Consider the following 20,602-nt stretch of genomic DNA (forward strand, 5'->3'; position numbering starts at 1 on the left):
CATTCATCTCCTTAATCTGTAAATGTTCAGGAGATTACGCACCCAATTACTTAATGAATAATTTTTTTCTATAAATTCTCTATTTAATTGACCTTTTTTATAAATTTCAGTTATATCACCGTTTAAAATTTTTTCTAATGTTTCATATAAAGCTTTTGAATTACATGTTTCAAAGAAAGTGACCCCATTTGTTTCCTTAGCCCAATTAAGACCTGGGATATCACTTGAAATAATATATAAATCATTTGCCATAGCCTCTCCTACGCTATAGGAAAAGCCCTCTCCCCTACTAGAAGATATAAACACATCGCTTCTGGTGTAAAGTTCTGAAACATTCTCAATCGGAGGTTGGATTACTAACCATTCTGGTAAATCATCCCCATATCTTTCCCTTACATAATTTGATGTCTCCTTTTTCCCTACTATAACGAGTTGGAATTGCAAAGACTTCAATTCGGAAAATTTGTCTATCGCCTCTAGTAATATATCTATACCTTTGATATGAATCTTCGAACCAAATGTTAGTAAGGTTAACTTATCATCTTTAAATTTCACATCCTCTACTTTTTGATTCTCTAGGTTAAATCCTCTAGCTCTACTAACATCTATTCCATTATGTAATAAATGCAATCTATTTTCTGGAAACTTACTTTTTTTAACATCCTTAATTAATTTTTCAGACACTGCAATAATTTCTGAATTATTGGCAAATACATTATACTTAATTAATTGTTTAATTTTATTCTTAATATTTGCTTTCTTAGGAAAGTCAGAATGTATATGCCAATAAGATCTAAATTCATATTTAGTGTACTTTTTTGTTATTGCTAACAAGCCTGTAATGGTATCAAAATAAGAGAAGTGAGAATGAATAATAGTTGGTTTTTCTTTTTTTACAATTTTTGAAATGGTTATGAATTTTTTTACGAAGTTAGATTTTTTGGAAATGAAATATAAAGAGAAACCCTCTTTTTTCAAGTCTTCCACCCACTCTCTTTGGAGGGTATTATCCGTAAAAACGAGTACTTGGTTTTCACAACCATTAACTTTTAATTTCTTATTAAGCTCAATTATCGATTTGATAAAATTACCAGAATATACTGGTGCATAATCTAATAGATGGATTATTTTATTACTCATTTAAATCTCCTTATTAAGTTCATCAAATTTCCTTGACTTCCTTAGAGTGATCAGTATTAAGGTTATATTTAACAATGAATTAACCAAGCAAAATGTAGCAACAGTTACTAATTCTGTATTATAAATTCTATACATAATATACATACTTAAAATTGGTAATATGGTAGTTAATATCGTGAACTTTAGATGAAAAGCTTGTGCTTTTAAAATCGGAAAAGCTTTAATACTAGGTGAATTAACAAACATAAAAAAGGTCCATATTGCTATCCATCTAGCGTATTCACCTGCCCCTTTCCAACCTTCCCCAAAAACCAATTCGAATAAGTACGGCCCGAATAATATAATAATCCCAAAGGGAATAATTCCTATTAAAGCTAAGGATAATGTGACTTTCAATATTAATTTGTAAATACTTTCATTATTTTTTGAAGCGTCTGTCACTCTAGGGTAATATACATCACCAACGGCTTTGCCAACAAATTGTGCCGGTAGGTTCATTACATTTTTTCCAACAGTAAAAAAACCTACAGAGATTGGACCGAATAAGCTTGCTAATAACAGTACTGGGAAGCTATGTGAAAGACTATTTAGCAATACCTGCGGAGCCCTATATAACGGAAAGTCTTTATAAGATTTAGAAACAATTTTAATTGTATTTTGCAATTTCACTTGATTAATATCCACTTTAATTTTTGCCCTTAAAACACCGCTCCACATCATAAAAGCTTTAAGTCCATAATTTAATGCTGAAGATATAATTAATATAGAACCGTAAGGATAAAAGAACCCTATCCCTACCTTAGCACTGTTAATAACTAATGATTGGTAAAAGGTCATTTTAGCTTTCACTTTAAATTCTTTGTATCTAATTAATATATTCTCTACAATTTCCAAAGTTCCGGCCATTACAATAACTAACGGAATTAAATAAAGAAATGGACTACTATCACCCAATTTAAGTAAATTAGAGAATTGATCATTAAATAAAAATAATGTTACTGTGGTTAAAAATGCTAGAGTGAAGATAATAGTAATAGAGAGTTTGATCAATCCATAAATCTCTTCTTTGTTTTTTGCAATAACAATTGCTGCAGGATAAGTTAGGGCCGCTATAGTAGCAAATATGCTGAATATTGAAGTGAAAGTACCCATAACACCAAAAGCTTCCGGTCCATATAAACGAGTAATAACTGGAGTAAGAGCAATCGCTAAACCTTGTGCTGCAAATGTTCCAGTAGCCATAATTATAATGTTCTTAAAAAAAGGACGACTTGTAATTGATTTTATTTTTTCAAACATTTTAGTAATTCATTTCTCCCATGATAATCCTTTTCAACTAGTACTTTGCTTTATAATTTTAGCTGGGACTCCTGCAATCGTAACATTGGAAGGAATATCTTTATTTACCACCGAGTTTGCCCCTATAACGACATTATCACCTATCTTAATGTCACCAAATATCTTTGCACCCGGACCTATATACACACCGTCACCTATATTTACGCTGTCACCTATATTTACTGCCGAATGAATTCTGCAGTTTTTTCCAATAGTAGCGTTGTGATTTACTATTACGCTTCCATAATGAACTAGACATAGACCTGAATCACAAACATGCAAAGGTATAGAAAAACCTAAGTTTTGAGAAATTTTCTTAAACTTAAAATAATTAAAATAATAAATCATACTACCAATGAGGGAATGTTTTGATAGACTTAAATACTCCATTTTTCTCAATATTCGCTGATAATATAATTCTGGATATTTATACTTATGGAAAAATCTCCACTTAATATTTTTTTTAAACTTAGAATAACTATCTTCTCTTAAATATGTTTTATAATCTTCTTTATTCTTTATCATTATATTTTTCACCTAACATTAACTTAATGTACTGCTCTGTAATTTCTTTAGATGAAAATGATAAGGACCTTTTAACTAATTCTTCTTTTGAATACAAATCTTGTTTTAGGTTTTTTATGATTTCCATTGCTAAAGTATCCGTATTGTAATCATTCACTAAAGTTCCATATTCACCATGATTTAAGATCTCCGATGGGCCACTTGGACAATTTGTTGAAACCACTGGAGTTCCTAATGCTAAGGATTCGACTATAACATTTCCAAACCCTTCCCATTTTGAAGATAATACAAATAAGTCAGATTTCGACATATATGAGTAAGGATTATCTTTAAAACCAGGCATATCAACTGCATTAGATATTTCTAAATTATTAATTAAATCTTCTAATTTACTTCTTTCTTCACCGTCTCCTATAATAACTAATCTAGCTTCAATACTCTCTTGAACAACTTTAAAAGCTCTAATTAATAATGAAAAGTTTTTCTGCTTAGTAAGTCTCCCCACTGCCAATACAACAGGTTTACTTTTTTCTTCCAGCCATTTATGATTTGTTGGTTCAGATCCCTTTTTAATTAAACCAGGTGAAGAAACGGGGTTGTAAACAACTTTTATATCATCCAAATTTATTTTAGTGATATTAGCAATATCCTTAGCCACACCTTTTGAAATAGCTATTATTCCATCGGCATGTTTATATAATATTCTTGCTAATGTTGGTCGGAGCTTGTCTATTCTTTTATCAGAATTTGTAGCGTGTATTGATAAATAATTAGGTACCCTCACCCATAATTTGGTCTTCTTCCCCGTCAATAAATTAGCTAATATTCCAATTAGTGAGGCAGATTCTAAAGTTGTTAAAACAGCAGTAGGCCTATGTTTCTTAATATATTTGAATAATTTAAAGAAACTTTTCAGCATTCTATTACACTTCAAATCAATAAGGTTAACATTATGAGGAACATGATTTATATAGGCGCCATGATTTTTGGCAACTATTAAATCAACATCCATACCGGTATTGGCCATCTCTCTTGATATATTCAACATTATTTTCTCCGCCCCTCCTCCATCAAGAGAAGGAAGGAACAAACCTATTTTATTAACCATTTTACCCTCCATAAATAAAAGCTCTAATCGAAGTCAGTAAATCATCATTATCAAAATTATATTCGTTATACTTTTTATTTCTTACATCTTTTATTTTTGCTGTAAGATTTCGAACATCATACAACTCTTCAATATAATTTTCAGATGCGAAGGCTTTACATATTTCTAATTGATGATTATCTACATGTTCTCCATACCTTTTCTGTCTTGGAACTACAATTATTTTCTTCTTTTCCCTTAAAGCATGGATAATAGAGCTAGTACCCGCATGCGTAATAACTATTTCGCTTTTTTTTATATATTCCAGAGCATCATTGGATGTCAGATAATCAATATAATCAAAATTTTCAGGTTTATATTTACTAGATCCTATTTGAGCGTATATTTCTTCATTTAAGTATTCTTTCTTATTTAGGTCTAAGGCTTTAACCAGTCTATCAAAAGGGAATTTTTGTGTTCCTACGGTTACAAAAATCAATATATCTTCCCCCTATACAAAGCCTTTGGATAAAATTTTTCCATGCTCGGCCACTGAATATAAAATTGATCAGCGATATGATAAATAATTCTTCCAGTTAAAGTAGGTGACGATATTTTTGCAAAGCTCTCAATAAAAATAACTCTTGAACCCATAACTTTTCCTATCACTAAAAATGGAATAGTTGCACCAGCGCCAGTAGATATAATCACCTCTGGCTGCTCTCTCCTTAAAATCCTTAATGACCTTATTGTATTTTTTAATAAATTAAGTATAAAAGTTATATTCTTTCTTTCTTGTTGGACCAAGAAATGAGTCTTGTAATCACTAGATAGCCCTTTTGTGGTTTTATTCCATTCTGTTACTATAAAAACATCTTCTTCTTGTAACATAGGAATTAATTGTTTTAATTGTTCTAAGTGACCTCCAGAAGAAGATACCAACCCTATTTTCTTGTTTTTATTCAAAATCTACACCACGTTTTTTAATTAGTTTTCCATAAATTTTTTCTATATCACTAATGAGTATTTCCAAATTAAATGACTGTTTAATTTTATTATAATTAATTGACACTAATTCTTGTCTCCATGCATAGTTTTCATGCATTAATGATAAAGCGTGAAATAACTCATCAGCGTTACCTTCTTGGACTAACAACCCATTTTCATCTTCTGTTACTAGTTCTGGTATTCCACCGACTCTTGTACTTATTATGCCCATCCCATATGACATACCTTCTAATAATGACATGGGTAAGCCTTCATTAAATGAAGGTAAAATTAAAACATCACACTCATTTAATAACTTCTCTTTTTCATAACTATCGATCCATCCAACAACTGTTATCATTTCATTCAAGTTATAATCATTTATAACTTTTTTCACTTTCTCAATTTCTCCATCCCCAGCTATATATGCATGCCCAAAGTATCCCGCTTCTTTGTATTTCTTCAAAGAATCTAATAATACATAAATGCCTTTTCGCTCTCCGAGTCTTCCTAAAAATAAGAATTTAGGATTTTTATTTATTTTTTTACTTGGGATTTGTTTAGGTGGTTTTACACCATTGTACACTACCTCTATCTTCTCTGAATCTTCAATTAAACCACTAAAGAAACTAGCCCATCCTTGAGACAACACTACTAAGCTATCAACTTTATCCAAAGTATTTCTAATCAACTTCTTTTCTATAAAACTCGCATTATCATAATAGTCTTTAAAAGTAGACCCATGTATATGGGCAACTATAGGTACATTAAAAAACTTTACAATAAAGATTACAATTGACTTCCTATAAAAACTCCCTTTATAAGACATATGAATATGTATTAAATCAATAGAAGAGAATAATAATTTATATATCATAAGTATTATTCCTTTAATAAAGAAAAGAAACTTTTTAAAAATATTATTCGTAGTTATGTATGTCTCTATATGACTGAAATTGTATTTTTCACCAATCAAATCATATATGTTATTCATTACAGTAACGATTCCTCCCTTATCTTTAAGGGAAGAACCGATTACTAAAATATTTTTTTTCATGACGAACACCCTCTTTATCTCTATTAATTATTGATAAAGCTATACCTGTTGTTGCGAAAATGAATATGTTTTGAGGAGAACTGTTATAAATCGGCTCGGCTAATGATTCACATAAGCTTTGTACTAAGATTAAAGCTGTAAAAATTAAGAAAATCTTATCTGTGCTAGTATGTTTTCTTTTATAATTGTTTAATATCTTGATTATTAAATACACTAAAAATATTAGCATAATAAAAGCAGAAACAAATCCGGTTTCTCCTATTACGTTGGGCCAATATGTGTCAGTGGCCCAACGAGGATCAGAAGGTTTCAAGCCATATACATTACTCAAACTATATTCATAATAGACCGGTGAATAATTCTCTCTCGCAATAAACCCACCATACCTTCCAAAACCTACTCCAAAAGGGAATTCATTGGAAGCAATTAGAAAGGAGACTACATATAGTGCAGTTCTTGCTGAATCATAAATATTAACATCCAAATACCTTTCTACTGTTAAAGAAGTAATTGAATATAATACATCACCAAACAAAATAAATAATATTAATGACATAATCATAGTAGGCAGAAACAAAATTAAAGCCTTCCTTACACCTAACAATAAATAAATAATACTAAGAATTACTATAATACTTAATATTACCTTGAATCTAAATGAAAGAACTGAACAAAGAAAAAAGAATGTAGATGAAAATAAGTATATCTTCTTTTTTAGTATAAAATATGATGCAGCATAGAACGATCCAATAAAAACCATAAACCACCCATATACACCAGGGTGTATAAATAGTGATTTTATGTTTATAATTCCCATTCTAAATTCAAAAGAATCATTTGTTTTCAAAATGCCTCTAAACGTGTCATAAAATATAAGATCTAAAAACGTGCCTATCACAATGAAAAGTAACAATGGTTTTATAAATTTTTTAAGCCTAATTAAATCTCTGTATTCATAATTAATTGTAGAAAAAATAAACAAGCACAATAACCCTTTAAGTAATAAGAAAGCACCTGAGACAGAAATGATAAAGGGGGTACCATTTATCATATTTGAAACTCCACCAAAAAAGCATATAATACCAATAACTAAAACTATACTAGGATTATTTAGTTTCCCTTTTTTTATTAATCTAATTATAGCTCCTGGAAGCGTGATAACTATAAACAGTTCATCAATGTATGTGATGAACGAAGCACTGTCACTTAGCAGCTTTGCAATTGTATCTTGAAACAACACTAATACTAAAAAGTATGGTGTTATTTTTTTTATATTATGTTCGTTTATAAGGGTTAACGTTGAAAACGTTATAAAGATAAATGCTATTATATATAATAGTAAATTAGGAATATAAGCTGCAGAAATTCCCACTAACAATATAAATATGAATGTTAATGTAACTAAAAAAAAGTTATTTTGTCTTGCAATCATTAAACCACCATCTTATCATTCCAAATTCAATAAGCATCTTTAGAACCGAATAATACAATAACTGTTTTCATTATGAGTTTAAAATCAACTATAATACTTCTATTTTTTATATATTTCAGGTCTAATTCTACCCATTCTTTAAATCCAATATTACTCCTTCCACTTACCTGCCAATAGCATGTCAAGCCTGGTGTTACATCTAACCTTTGCTTCTCGTAAGCACTATATTGTTCTACTTCTTGTGGTAGAGGAGGGCGTGGACCAACTAAACTCATGTCCCCTTTTAAAACATTAATTAGTTGAGGGAGTTCATCAATACTAGTTTTTCTAATAAATCTACCAATATTAGTTACTCTAGGGTCATCTTTAATCTTAAACACTGGCCCTTCAGCTTCATTTTGTTCCATAAGTTTTTCCTTTAATTCTTCAGCATTAGAAACCATTGATCGGAATTTGTACATTCTAAAATGTTTATTTTTCTTTCCAACCCTTACTTGACTAAATAATATTGGACCTTTGCTATCCTCAAGCTTAATAATTATACAAATAATCAAGAAAAAAGGAAATAAAACCAAAAGCGCTAATAGAGAAAAAACTATATCGATTGATCTTTTTGTAAAGAAGTACGATTTGCTCTCATTCTTATTCATAAGTGAATGATTATTTTTCTCTTCCACCTCATGATTTATCCCAGCCACATGAAAGCCCCCCTTTTCTATACATTAATATAGTTCATTTTTTCGGTTTGTGTGGGTCTGCCGATAGAATGATATTCTATTTTTTTCTTTTTCATTTCATTTAATTCAAAGCAATTCCTACCATCAATAACTAATGGATAATTCATATCATTTTCAAAAATTGATAAGTTAATATTTTTTATTTCATCCCACTCTGTAAGAATTAATACTGCATCGCTATTTCTTATAGCTTCTTCTGGAGTCTCTTCATATACAACTTCCTGTGGGAGTATATCTTTAGCTTTTTCATTAGCAATTGGATCAAATGCCACAACATTTGCCTTTTCTTCAATAAGGCGATTTGTAACTACTATCGAGGCTGCTTCCCTCATATCATCTGTATTTGGCTTAAAAGCCAAACCCAATACCGCAATTTTTCGCCCTTCTAAAACTGGAAGACGCTCTATTAATTTATCAATAATAAGGCCTTGTTGTTTTTTATTTACGTTTACTACTCCTTTAAGAAGTTCAAAATCATAACTTACATTTCCGGCAATTTGGATTAATGCTTTTGTATCTTTGGGGAAACATGAACCACCGTATCCAATCCCAGCGTTTAAGAATTGGTTACCAATACGTTTATCCAAACCCATTCCTTTAGCTACATCCTCCACATTTGCTTCAACTCTGTCACAAATATTAGATATTTCATTAATAAAACTAATTTTAGTAGCTAGAAATGCATTAGAAGCATACTTTATCATTTCTGCACTTCTAATATCAGTTCTAAAAACAGGCACACCAAAAGGTTTATTAATTTCCTCAATTAGTTCAGCAGAGCTTGAATCATCTGCTCCTATGACAATTCGATCACCATTAAAAGAATCAAAAATCGCAGACCCTTCTTTTAAAAACTCCGGATTAGAAACTACATTGACAGTTACATCTCTTTTTAAATTCATATTTATAATTTGTTGTACCCGATGGTTTGTGCCCACAGGAACCGTGCTCTTAACTACAACAACAGTGTCTTGTTTCACATTATTTGCAATTTCTTTTGCCACTTGATCCACGAATGATAAATTTGCAGACCCGTCCTTTTTTTCAGGCGTCCCTACAGCTATGTATATTACATCCGTATCTTTAAATCCTTCTTCATGGTTAGTTGTAAAACGCAAGCGATCTAAAGCTATGTTTTTGCTCATCATATCACTTAATCCGGGTTCGTATATAGGAGATATTCCATCTTGCATTAAGTTCACTTTATCGATATCTATATCTATACAAGTTACTGTATGACCTACTTCAGATAAACTAACTCCTGTTACTAATCCAACATAACCCGTCCCAACAACTGATACTTTCATAAGAAAAATCCCCCATTCAATACTTATATAGACATATTTCTTTATTCTAAGCACTTTATGTCACATAACAAATCTGATTGTACCATTTTCCTCCATTCAAAAGAAGACCTGCGATGCAGATTTTTACATAACTTTTATATAAAATGTAAAACTTTGTTATGAATGCGCTTTCTTTAAGATTCAAAAAAAGAAAAAAGACACATGCAAGATAGTTCGATGTGCCCTTTTTGTATTATATCAGCGGTTAAATACACCCAAAAATTTAGATTTTTTAATATGCTTAGGTGGCTCAGATGCTAACACTTTACCATCTAGCAAATCTTCTGCATTTTCCATTAATAAATAAACCATATCATTTCCAAACTTCTTATTGATCCCTTCGTAGGCCTCTTTCATACAGAAACCGCGGGTCTTTGTATTATGAGCATCTGAAGCTATTAAATGTGTAAGGTTCCCTTCCAGAAGCTGTTCTGAAAACTTTTTGATTTTCTTCCCGAAATGCCCACAGAGACTGCCTGCGGTGACCTGAGTATAGGCCCCTTTTTTAACAAAAGAATACAAAAGATCTGGATTTTCTATGATCTGTTTATTACGCTCTGGATGGACGATGACAGGGCTGTAACCTGCTACCTGAAGATCAAAGAATAGCTGTTCAGCATAACGTGGAACGGAACTGGATGGAAATTCTACCAAGATGTACTTTGTCTTGTCATCTATAGCTAGTATTTCATCTGCTTCAATTCCCTGAACCATTTCGCCGTAGATACGGTTTTCCTGACCGGGAAGCACTTCTAAATCTATCCCGCGTTCCTGAAATGTGCGATTCAGTTCAGCCACTTGAATCAAAATATCATGTTTATAATTATCGTACGCACCATTTTTATGGTGCGGCGTCGCTACAATTGTTGAAATTCCATCGGCGACCGCTGCTTCGGCCATCAGAATACTCTCTTCAATCGTTTGAGCACCATCATCTACACCAGGCAGAATATGACTGTGAATATCAATCATGGTATACTCCCCTTTCTTATTCCAACCTATCAAACTAGTTTTTTATAAACTAACGCCGATTATATCAAGAATAAGCATAGATATGAAGAACAAGGCAATGACATTTGTTATAATTTTGTAGATTTATGTGACTAAAGTTATGACCAGCGAGGATAATAAAAAAAGAAGGTCTAAGACCCTCCCTTTTATTGTCCATAATAGTAGTAGTAGTTGCTCGACTTAATATCCTGATCATTTAATACCACACCAAGGATATTCGCCTGGGACTGTTCCAGCTGTTCTTTTGCCTTCACCGCAGAATCTTTCTCTGTCTGTTTACTGCGTACAACGAGAAGGACTCCATCAACAAAGTTTCCAAGCACCTGGGAATCGGTTACGGCATGAACCGGCGGTGTATCAAAAATGATCATGTCATACGTCTGTTTAGCTTCTTCAATGAATTCCTTCATTTTGTTAGAACCAAGCAGTTCAGATGGATTCGGTGGAATCGGGCCACATGTAATGACATCCAACTTATTTAAGTCCGTATGACTCGCAATTTCAGATACTTTCTGTGCACCAATCAAATAATTACTTAATCCGATTGTATTCGGTACACGGAATGTATAGTGAATCGTCGGCTTCCGCAAGTCCGCATCGACGAGAAGGACTCTTTTCCCTTGCTGGGCAAAGACAACTGCCACGTTTGCGGTTGTGACTGACTTCCCTTCTGAAGGGTTGGCTGACGTGACAACCATTGTTTCCAAGTCTTTATCGACAGAAGTGAACTGAAGGTTCGTTCGGATTGTCCGGAACTGTTCGGCAATCGGTGATTTCGGATTGTTCTTTGTAACTAGATTCTTCGCTCTTGTATTTGTCGCTGCTGCTGTTTTCTTCTTACGTGCCAACAGATTCACCCCTCATTTCAGATACGCGGTTCTTTGACTTCCGCGCCTTCCCTAGATCCACTGTATCATCGGATGTGATTGTCGAAACAACGCCCATAACCGGAAGGCCGAGTACATCTTCAATATCCGTTTCGGACTTGATTGAGTTATCAAGATATTCAAGTAGGAAAGCAAGACCAACACCAAGCATTAAACCAACCACTAAAGCGATCGCAATGTTCAATGCCGTATTTGGACTTACCGGCGTTGGATTCGGTCCCACATCAGCTGTAGAAAGGACATTGATATTGTCTACTCCGTTCATCAACTGCGGAATCTCCTGCTTAAATACTTCTACGGTCGTATTTGCAATATCAGCCGCCAGCATAGCATTTTCATCCGTTGCGGTAACGTTCACAACCTGGGACTGCTCGGCATTTGTGACAGACAACTTGCTGGATAGAGTTCCTGCTGACATATCAAGGTTCAATTCATCAGCCACCTGATCCAAAATTCTCGGACTTTGAATGATAACGTTGTATGTATTAATAAGTTCGACGTTCGAGCGGATCTCATTGATATCGTAAGCAGCACTCTGGTCTTGATTGCTGGACTGGTTCACAATAAACTGGGACGATGATTGATACGTTGGTGTCAGAACAAACAATGTAATTAAGGCACTGATGACCGCTGCTCCAGCTGCTAAGCCGACAATCAGCCACACTCTTTTTTTGATCACCTCGAAAATTTCTTTCAAGGAAATGGTCTCTTCCATTAATAAACCTCCAATATTTGTCGAATTTACAGATAGGAACATTATAGCACACTCTTATTCTTTCAAAGAGGGAGGATTGCGTATTTTTTCAAAATGTTAACAAACCTCTTGTACTACATCTTGTTAAAGTATCGGCATGACGCTATCCATTATTTAGAATTTCGTCGAAATTAGTTCAAATCGCTTAATTTGATTGTTTATCATTCTGCTTCATTAGACAAATTAACGGGACATTTACCAAATCTTTCATCTGTTCCTGTATAATGAAGAGACATTTAACCTATGTGTGAAGGAAAGGCGGGGAACCATTTGAACAAGAAAGTGCTCATCATTGCTGTCATCGCATTGCTCGCTGTTGGTGCGGGTGTCTTTTTTACTATGAACGGCGTTGGCGCAAACTCTGTAGACAGTACATATGAGAAAGCCCAGGCAGCATTGGAAGAGGAAAACTATGAAGAAGCCATTGACTTATATCAATCTATTTTAGAGAAAGACCCAGCATTTGTAGATGCAAGACTGGGACTTGCGGATGCTTTTGTCGCTGTAAAGGAATCTTCAAAAGCTGTAAAGACTTTGTCGGACGGCATTTATGAAACACCGGAAGAAGGAAAGTTGTATACAAAATCCTCCGACATCCAGCTGCAGCTGCAGGATGTAGAAAAAGCATACAACGCTTTAGAGAAAGGCATCAAATACAGCGAAAACGATGCAGATGCTGTCGAACAAGCCATGGAAACGTTGGAATCACAGATTTCTATACAAACGGAAAGACCCCGTGTCCAGAAAGGCTATGAGCGTGATCTTCAATTAGCGTGGGAGAGTGAAGAAGGAAAGTTCATTCCTCTTGAGGCGAAGTGGACGAAGGAAGAGAACAGCCTTGGTGAACTGGTCACTGTTGAAGGTGTCACAGGGACGACTTTTTCTGCAGAGGAAGTCGGTAAAGTGGTGGTTACTGCGGAGTGGGAATCCTACACAGAAGATATGGAAATGGAAGTCGTTGAACAGCTGCTGGACCAGGTTGAAGTAACACCGGAAGAAATCGAACCGCTTGCGGTTGGAGAAACCCTCGACTTATCGGTGACCGGGTATGATGCGGACGGAGAAGAAATGAGCATCCAACCCGAATGGTCGATTGAAAAGCAGCTGTTTGAACTGGATGTGAACCAGGATCAGACAGCCACGTTGACCGCAGTAGAAGAAGGTCAGGATGTACTGACCGTCCGCTTCGAAGATTTTGAAGAACAAATCGACATTTTCGTTGAAGGGTCATCTAAAATCATTCAAACAAAATCCCAGGGGCAGGGAACCGTTACGGTTTATCCTGATCAGGAAAGCTATAGTGTAGGTGAAGACATTACGATAGAGGCTCACCCCGCGCAAGGGTATGAATTCGTCCGATGGGAAAATGATCTGGATGGTGCCGTGAATCCAGTGAACCTGACAGTGGAAGACCATATGAATGTGACGGCTGTCTTTGAGCCTGTCAAACACACCTTGACGCTGGCTAAGACCGGGGAAGGCGAAGTCGTCCGGGACACGTTGGAAACAGACTTTGAACACCTCGCTAAAGTGCCGCTTCGTGCCCGTGCCGCTGACGGCTGGGAATTCGATCACTGGGAAGGATCACTCACTTCAGAAACCTCCGATATCGTAGTATCGATGAATGAAGACAAAACACTTCGTGCTGTTTTTACACAAGTGGATGAAGAAACGGAAGAAGAGGAACCCGAGGAAGATGAAGAAGAACAGACAGAAGCTGTAGAAACCTATTCCTTGAATGTGGCGATTAACGGCCAAGGGCGTATCCAGAAAAGTGCGTCTGGCAGCCAGTTCAACGACGGAACGAACGTAAGCTTATCTGCAATTCCTGCGGATGGCTGGCGTTTTACCGGCTGGAGTGGGGATGCCAGTTCCTCCTCATCATCCATCACGTTGAAGATGAACCGCAGCAAGGTTGTGGCTGCGAACTTTGAAAGAAAAGCCGCGCCTCAGCCCGAACCTGAGCCAGAACCAACACCTGAACCTAAGCCGGAGCCAAAACCGGAACCTGAGCCAGAGAGATATTCTTTGACAATGTCGGTCATCGGTGAAGGAACGATACAGGCGTCCAATAAAACGGTGAAATCCGGACAGTCCATTTCTGTCACGGCCGTACCAGATGAAGGCTACACCTTCGTCCGCTGGGAAGGGGACGTCTCAGGATCAAGTGCCAGCACGTCCGTAACGATGACACGGAACAAACAGGTCAGTGCGGTGTTTGCAAAGAAAGCAGAAGAACCTGAAAGTACAGAATCGGAATAACAAGGAGACGGCGTGACGCCGTCTCCTCTTTTTATGTTCAGATGTTTGAGCTTTCAGACCAGGGGAAAGGTTAAGTTCTTCCTATCCCAGTCAGCGAACTTCATTAGTACCTGTACATGAGTGTTACTAATCAAGAAGCCTCTTCTTCTTCAAACGATCATTTGGCGAGGTCACGAGGAGCGTTCGGTGGTGACGCCTGCGGGAACAACACGAGCCGAAGATCCACTTGGGCAGGTGGTCTTCCGGGCCAAGTTAGCTGAGGCCGGGCCCGCGGCAAGCATCCACCGATAAGCGATGCGTGGCCGTAAACTGCTAATAGTTTCTCGACAACATAAAAAACCCAGGCGCATGGCCTGGGTTTTCGTCTATTAAATATTCATCCAATCCGTATGGAACGTTCCTTCTTTGTCGACACGCTTGTACGTGTGGGCACCGAAGTAGTCACGCTGCGCCTGAAGCAGGTTCGCAGGGAGTTTCTCTGTGCGATAGCTGTCGTAGTAAGCAAGCGCACTGGAGAATGCCGGTACTGGAACACCGTTCTGGATCGCAAGCGCAATCGTTTCGCGAAGCTCTTTTTGATATGTTGTTGCGATGTCTGTGAAGTACGGGTCCAGAAGCAGGTTGGACAGGTGGTCTTCACGGTCATACGCTTCTTTGATCTTCTGCAGGAACTGCGCACGGATGATGCAGCCGCCGCGGAAGTTCATGGCGATATCGCCGTACTGAAGGTCCCAGCCCTTTTCTTCACTCATGGACTGCATCTGAGCGAATCCTTGCGCGTAGGAGCAGATTTTACTCATGTACAACGCTTTGCGGATCGATTCGATCGCTTCTTCCTTGTTGCCGGTGAAGTTCACTTCAGGACCGGTCAGATATTTGCTTGCCTTCGCACGCTCTTCCTTCATTGCAGAGATGAAGCGGGCGAATACAGACTCGGTAATGATCGGAAGTGGTACACCTAAATCAAGGGCACTCTTACTCGTCCATTTTCCGGTTCCTTTTTGGCCGGCGGTATCGAGGATCACTTCAACCAACGGCTTGCCTGTTTCTTCGTCCACTTTCGTGAAGATGTCGGCCGTGATTTCGATCAGGTAGCTGTCCAGCTCGCCTTCGTTCCACTCCTTGAATACTTCGTGAAGCTCCTGAGCAGACAGGCCGAGGACGTTTTTCATAATGAAGTAGGCTTCACAGATCAGCTGCATATCGCCGTACTCGATACCGTTGTGGACCATTTTTACATAGTGACCGGCACCGCCGAGTCCCATGTAGGCCGCACATGCTGTACCTTCAACGTTCGCTGCGATCGCATCAAAGATCGGCTGCACTTCTTTGTACGCTTCGATTGGCCCACCAGGCATAATGGAAGGACCGCGGCGCGCGCCTTCCTCCCCGCCGGAGAAGCCGGTACCGATGAAGTGGATGCCTTTTTCCTCTAAGTATGCGGCACGGCGCTCGGTATCTTCGTAATACGTGTTCCCGCCGTCAATCAGCATGTCGCCTTGATCAAGGTGAGGAACAAGGCTTTCGATCACTTTGTCCGTCGTTTCGCCGGCTTTGACCATCATAAGGATTTTGCGTGGGGATTCCAAAGAAGCCACGAATTCCTCGGCACTGTAGGCACCGCTGACGTTGCCGGTGTTTTCTTTGTTTTGGACGAGCTCATCGACACGGTCTGTCCAGTAGTCGTACACAGATACTTTATATCCGTTATCTTGAATGTTCAGGGCAAGGTTCGCACCCATGACTCCTAAACCAATGACACCGATGTTCTGTTTCTCCATGTTTCAATCAGTCCCCTTCTCTATCCGTAATTTATATTTCCCACCAGGTGAAGCCGTCTTCGTTCAGCAGCTTCTCCGCTGCTTCCGGTCCCTGGGATCCTGCATGGTACGTGTTAAGCGGAAGCTCATCGGCTTCGAAGGCCTCAAGAATCGGCTGTATCCACTGCCAGGAAAGCTCAACTTCGTTCCAGTGCGCAAAGTACGTGGCATTTCCTGCCATGGCGTCATTCAACAGGTTCTCATACGCTTCCGGCTGCTCATCCAGGTTTTTCGTGAAATTGACGTAAGCAGGTTCGAATTTCTCGTTGCCGTCATCCTTCAGGTTGACGCGCAGACCGATGCTTTCGTTCGGATTGATTTCAATAAGAAGCAGATTGGATGTTGCGCCTTCGGAATCCGGCTCATCCTCCACTTCGTTCTTGAATTCAATGATGATGCGCGTCGATTTCTGGGCAAGACGTTTTCCGGTACGAATGTAGAACGGAATGCCTTTCCAGTATTCGTTATCGATGTACAGACGGGCAGCGAAATACGTATCGTTGTTAGATCCTTCTTCGACACCGTCTTCCTCCTGATAGCCGACAACGGACTGGGCGTCCACTTCGCCTGCTTCATACTGACCACGGACGACATCCTGCTGGATATTCCCCTCATCGACCGGGCGCAGCGCCTCCATGATGGCCGATTTTTTCTTTTCGATCTGCTTGGCGGACAGCTTTTCCGGGTGGTGAAGTGCGGTCATCATGACCAATTGTAACAAATGGTTCTGCACCATATCGCGGATCGCTCCGGATTTGTCATAATAACCGGCACGTGTACCGACACCGACCGTTTCACTGGCAGTAATCTGTACGTTGGCAATCTGGTCATGGTTCCACAAGGATTTCAAAATCGGGTTCGGACGGATCAACGATTCCAGATTCTGCACCATCGGCTTGCCTAAATAGTGGTCGATGCGGAAGATTTCTTCTTCATCGAACGCTTTTCTCAATTCAGCGTTCAGGTGACGGGCGGTATGCAGGTCACTGCCGAACGGCTTCTCCACGATCAGCTTTTTCCAGCCGTCGGTTTCTGTGATGCCGCTCTTCTGAAGCGATGCCGTAATCGGCTCGACGAGGCTCGGCGCCACAGATAAGTAGAATAGACGGTTTTGTGGAATGGATTTCTCTGTTTCACGCTCTTCTATGAAGGCCTTCAAGTCGGCGTACGACTGCGGCTCCATCGCGTCAAAAATGAAGTAGCGGAAGCTTTCCAGAAACTCTTCCATATGGGATGGGTCTGCTTCTCTACGGGAGAACGTAGACAGCGACTCCTTGATGATTTCACGAAAGTCCTCCTGGGAATACGGCCGGCGGCCTAAGCCTACGACAGATAGAGAGGACGGCATTTTTCCTTCGACATATAAATTGTATAAAGCCGGATAGATTTTACGTTTCGCAAGATCGCCGCTGGCTCCGAATAATACGAAAGTCATATCATCCATAAGCTGAGCGGAATCGATTCCAAGCTGACTTTGGTTGCTTTGTTCGTCCATTTTCCTGTTACCTCCTGTTTCTCTGTACGATTCATTTACACCGCCTTTAGTATAAAACATGTCAGAGGATTATGTAAGTAATCCACCTTAAACGAGGTGGAGGAAAAGGGAAGCAGTTCCCCGCTTCCCTTCCTTATGGTTCATCTAAACCGGCAGGCTATGCACGGTTGTAAAGATCTATGATTTCATTCAGCAGCCGCTCCGTATCGCTTTCCTTGGCTGCCTGTTCACCGTTCTCGATCAGCCGCTTACGTAAGAGCTCATCCTCCATCACCCGCTGCAGACCGGTCTGCAAGGAAGACACACTCTTCGGCTCGACGAGCACGCCGTGGTCATCCGCAAGCAGATAGGAAAGACCACCGACATCCGAACCGACCACAGGGGTGTGGCATGACATCGCCTCAAGGGCGACAAGGCCGAAGCCTTCGATGTAAGACGGCAGAGTGAACACATCAGCGGCTGCCATCCAAGTGGCGACCGCCTTCTGGTCTTTCGGTCCGTGAAAATGAACGAGGGAAGAGTTCTCCTGTTGGACGCTTTCTTTTAATTCCTGGAGGTATCCTTCGTCTTTGACGCTTCCAAGAAGATGGAGCTCGACGTTTCTATGGTTTTTCTGGATGTTCTTTACTGCTTCCAGAAGCTCGGTGAGCCCTTTCGCCTTGATATGGTTGCCGACAAACAGGATGTGAAAATGATCAGGATTCAGCCCGAGTTCTTTTTTCGCTTCTGTGCTGTCAACCGACTGGAAGACGCGGCGGTCGACTCCCATATTAATGACGGATACGTTGTTTTCCGCGACTCCAAACCCGTCAATCACTTCCGATTTCAAAGCCTCGCCGACAACGATGACGTGATCGGCTTCATGAAGGATCTTTTTCGTCAGCTTCTTGATCAGTCCGCTCTTTTTTGCCATTTGGTCGAGATCTCCGCCGTGGGAGGTGACGATCAGCTTCGTTTTGAACAGCTTTTTGAACAACAGCCCGGGCAGGCCGCTCGGGAAGATATAATGCGCATGCACAACATCATACGACCGCCCCTTCGTGATGAAGCGGGCGAGTATTTTCAAGAGCCAGATCATATACTTGCGGATCAGGTTGCCTTTCCCGCCGCGGTTATCACGGTTGACGGCGGTATCAACGGAGACCCCTCTTTCCTTCAGGGCCTCCACTTGATTTTTCACAAAAATGCCGTACGTCGGTGTGCGGTGGCTCGGATACATGTTGCTGATGACGAGTACACGTTTACTCATAAGCGCCCTCCTCTATTAGAGGTCATATTCATGCTCCGGCCGCATATTCAAGAGATAGCCGAGCATGGCGAAGTAGAAGATCGTGAACGAATCGCCTTCCCAAATGTTGTACACCATCCCGGCGGCATAGGCCGCAAGCAGAACAGCGAGGAGCACCGGTCCGAGCAGCGTTTCGTTCCGCTTTTTCCAAATGTGGTACAGCATGTTCAGCAGGAAGATGGCGAATAGAATGACACCGACCGCCCCTGTCTGGGTGATGATCTGGATGTACTGGTTGTCGGAGAAGAATTCACGCTCAATGCCGTAATCATCGTAAATCGGTGAATCGTAGCTCAATGTCGCTCCGTCCCCGAATGTGGCAAAGCCGGTCCCGATGATCGGATGATCGAGATAGATTTCAAAGCCTTTGCTGACAATCCAGATACGTCCGGACTGGCTTGACTGCTCACGGGTCTCTTTATCGATCGTTGAGCCGAGTCTGTCCTTGAAGCTTCCTTCACTGTCGTCATATTGCGACTGCTTCTCTTTTTTCTCTTTTCCGAAGTCGGTGTTCTCGACGATCGACGTACCGATACTGACCGGGACAGCGATGAGAACCACACCGGCGGCGAGCGAAATGAGCAGCGGCTTCAGGAAATTCCACTTTCGTGCTACAACAACGTAAATCGCAAGCGCGAGAGCAAACGCGATCCATGTTCCCCGGGAATACGTGAGACTCCAGACGCCAAACAGACAGGCAAGGGAAATGTACGTCAACCACAGCCATTTGCCTGTAAAACGGTTGCGGAAGTACATGATGATGATGATGGAGAAGGACAGGTAATACGCCAGGACGTTCGGGTTTCCTGTCATTCCGTAAATACGAATCCGGTTGGTCGCAGACAGCGGCATATCCTGCCAGCTCTGCGGCAGAAAGACGCCTCTTAGGGACAGCTTTTCAACCATGCCGTGGATACAGATCAAGAAGGTCATGATCAGCGTCGTGAGAATAAACTTGTTGATGTCTTCCTTCGTAATGTGCAGTCTTCTTGCTATGTAGAACACGAGGTAAAACAGCAGGAAGCCTCGGATCTGGAAGATGATCGCTGTCAGGGATACACCGGTCAAGTACGCCGATACCGCTCCAACAATGAGGAAGCCGAAAAAGGCGTATTCAAACCAGTAGAACTGGAACAGCTTTTTTAAATCCTTGCGGTACATGAGTAGGACACGGAATAAAAGCGCAAAGATGATGATGTCGCCGATCCCTTTTAATGCCGGGTTGAATTCCAGCAGAAACGGGCGGATCGGGAAATACGTAAATAATATCAGCAGCGAGTTCTTCGGCTTGGCGATGGCATAGCCGGCGAAGAACAGCATGATCAATAGGTCGATCACCGTGTTATCGAGAGCTGCGCCGATGAAGAAAAGCGCAAGCGCGACGAACACGAAGTATAGTTTTCTCCATGGGATAGGCATGGGGGACACCTCTTTTC

Annotated in this window: 18 protein-coding genes; 1 reads left to right on the plus strand and 17 read right to left on the minus strand. The window is 39.6% G+C overall.

The window, feature by feature from the left end:
- Positions 1 to 3 precede the first annotated feature (3 nt).
- The 13 genes from QMA39_RS10430 to QMA39_RS10490 all read right to left on the minus strand — a co-directional run bounded on the left by QMA39_RS10430 (position 4) and on the right by QMA39_RS10490 (position 12,262).
- A complete protein-coding gene (locus tag QMA39_RS10430; RefSeq protein ID WP_281658667.1) occupies positions 4 to 1,140 on the minus strand; it encodes a glycosyltransferase family 4 protein in 1,137 nt (378 codons plus the stop codon).
- On the minus strand, positions 1,141 to 2,439 hold the full coding sequence (locus QMA39_RS10435) for an oligosaccharide flippase family protein (protein ID WP_281658668.1): 1,299 nt from the start codon (positions 2,437 to 2,439) through the stop codon (positions 1,141 to 1,143).
- Positions 2,440 to 2,472: 33 nt separating this feature from the next.
- Positions 2,473 to 3,003 carry a serine acetyltransferase gene (locus QMA39_RS10440; RefSeq protein ID WP_281658669.1) on the minus strand — a complete coding sequence of 177 codons (531 nt, stop codon included), beginning with the start codon at positions 3,001 to 3,003 and terminating at the stop codon, positions 2,473 to 2,475.
- Entirely contained in the window at positions 2,990 to 4,111 is a 1,122-nt protein-coding gene (locus tag QMA39_RS10445) for a glycosyltransferase (RefSeq protein WP_281658670.1), read from the minus strand. Before QMA39_RS10445 ends, QMA39_RS10440 begins: the two co-directional genes overlap by 14 nt.
- A 1-nt stretch (position 4,112) precedes the next feature.
- Positions 4,113 to 4,589: a PssE/Cps14G family polysaccharide biosynthesis glycosyltransferase gene (pssE, locus tag QMA39_RS10450; protein WP_281658671.1), complete on the minus strand. Its 477-nt coding sequence runs from the start codon at positions 4,587 to 4,589 to the stop codon at positions 4,113 to 4,115.
- Positions 4,586 to 5,056: a PssD/Cps14F family polysaccharide biosynthesis glycosyltransferase gene (gene pssD / locus QMA39_RS10455; RefSeq protein WP_281658672.1), complete on the minus strand. Its 471-nt coding sequence runs from the start codon at positions 5,054 to 5,056 to the stop codon at positions 4,586 to 4,588. The genes pssE and pssD overlap by 4 nt, the downstream gene beginning before the upstream one ends.
- Positions 5,049 to 6,134 carry a glycosyltransferase family 4 protein gene (locus QMA39_RS10460; RefSeq protein WP_281658673.1) on the minus strand — a complete coding sequence of 362 codons (1,086 nt, stop codon included), beginning with the start codon at positions 6,132 to 6,134 and terminating at the stop codon, positions 5,049 to 5,051. Before QMA39_RS10460 ends, pssD begins: the two co-directional genes overlap by 8 nt.
- Entirely contained in the window at positions 6,097 to 7,566 is a 1,470-nt protein-coding gene (locus tag QMA39_RS10465; protein WP_281658674.1) for a hypothetical protein, read from the minus strand. The genes QMA39_RS10460 and QMA39_RS10465 overlap by 38 nt, the downstream gene beginning before the upstream one ends.
- 26 nt (positions 7,567 to 7,592) lie before the next feature.
- Entirely contained in the window at positions 7,593 to 8,216 is a 624-nt protein-coding gene (locus QMA39_RS10470; RefSeq protein WP_281658721.1) for a sugar transferase, read from the minus strand.
- Positions 8,217 to 8,281: 65 nt separating this feature from the next.
- A complete protein-coding gene (locus QMA39_RS10475; protein WP_281658675.1) occupies positions 8,282 to 9,610 on the minus strand; it encodes a UDP-glucose/GDP-mannose dehydrogenase family protein in 1,329 nt (442 codons plus the stop codon).
- A gap of 237 nt (positions 9,611 to 9,847) precedes the next feature.
- Positions 9,848 to 10,621 (minus strand): CpsB/CapC family capsule biosynthesis tyrosine phosphatase, encoded by a 774-nt coding sequence (locus QMA39_RS10480; protein ID WP_281658676.1) that lies wholly within the window; start codon positions 10,619 to 10,621, stop codon positions 9,848 to 9,850.
- A gap of 185 nt (positions 10,622 to 10,806) precedes the next feature.
- Positions 10,807 to 11,508 carry a CpsD/CapB family tyrosine-protein kinase gene (locus QMA39_RS10485; RefSeq protein WP_281658677.1) on the minus strand — a complete coding sequence of 234 codons (702 nt, stop codon included), beginning with the start codon at positions 11,506 to 11,508 and terminating at the stop codon, positions 10,807 to 10,809.
- Positions 11,498 to 12,262 carry a Wzz/FepE/Etk N-terminal domain-containing protein gene (locus QMA39_RS10490; protein ID WP_281658678.1) on the minus strand — a complete coding sequence of 255 codons (765 nt, stop codon included), beginning with the start codon at positions 12,260 to 12,262 and terminating at the stop codon, positions 11,498 to 11,500. Before QMA39_RS10490 ends, QMA39_RS10485 begins: the two co-directional genes overlap by 11 nt.
- 309 nt (positions 12,263 to 12,571) lie before the next feature.
- On the opposite strand from QMA39_RS10490, the gene QMA39_RS10495 reads away from it, so the two are divergent.
- Entirely contained in the window at positions 12,572 to 14,563 is a 1,992-nt protein-coding gene (locus QMA39_RS10495) for a tetratricopeptide repeat protein (RefSeq protein WP_281658679.1), read from the plus strand.
- 368 nt (positions 14,564 to 14,931) lie between these two features.
- Here the strand turns inward: QMA39_RS10495 and gndA are convergent, their stop codons facing one another.
- The 4 genes from gndA to QMA39_RS10515 form a co-directional block, all read right to left on the minus strand.
- Positions 14,932 to 16,344, minus strand: a complete 1,413-nt coding sequence (gene gndA, locus QMA39_RS10500; RefSeq protein WP_281658680.1) for an NADP-dependent phosphogluconate dehydrogenase — start codon at positions 16,342 to 16,344, stop codon at positions 14,932 to 14,934.
- Positions 16,345 to 16,375: 31 nt separating this feature from the next.
- A complete protein-coding gene (gene zwf, locus QMA39_RS10505) occupies positions 16,376 to 17,827 on the minus strand; it encodes a glucose-6-phosphate dehydrogenase (protein WP_281658722.1) in 1,452 nt (483 codons plus the stop codon).
- 208 nt (positions 17,828 to 18,035) lie between these two features.
- A complete protein-coding gene (locus QMA39_RS10510; protein ID WP_281658681.1) occupies positions 18,036 to 19,127 on the minus strand; it encodes a glycosyltransferase in 1,092 nt (363 codons plus the stop codon).
- A 15-nt stretch (positions 19,128 to 19,142) separates the two neighbouring features.
- A complete protein-coding gene (locus tag QMA39_RS10515) occupies positions 19,143 to 20,585 on the minus strand; it encodes an O-antigen ligase family protein (RefSeq protein ID WP_035531756.1) in 1,443 nt (480 codons plus the stop codon).
- Between the last annotated feature and the right edge of the window lie 17 nt (positions 20,586 to 20,602).

Source organism: Halobacillus sp. Cin3 (assembly GCF_947311855.1).
GTDB lineage: Bacteria > Bacillota > Bacilli > Bacillales > Halobacillaceae > Halobacillus > Halobacillus kuroshimensis.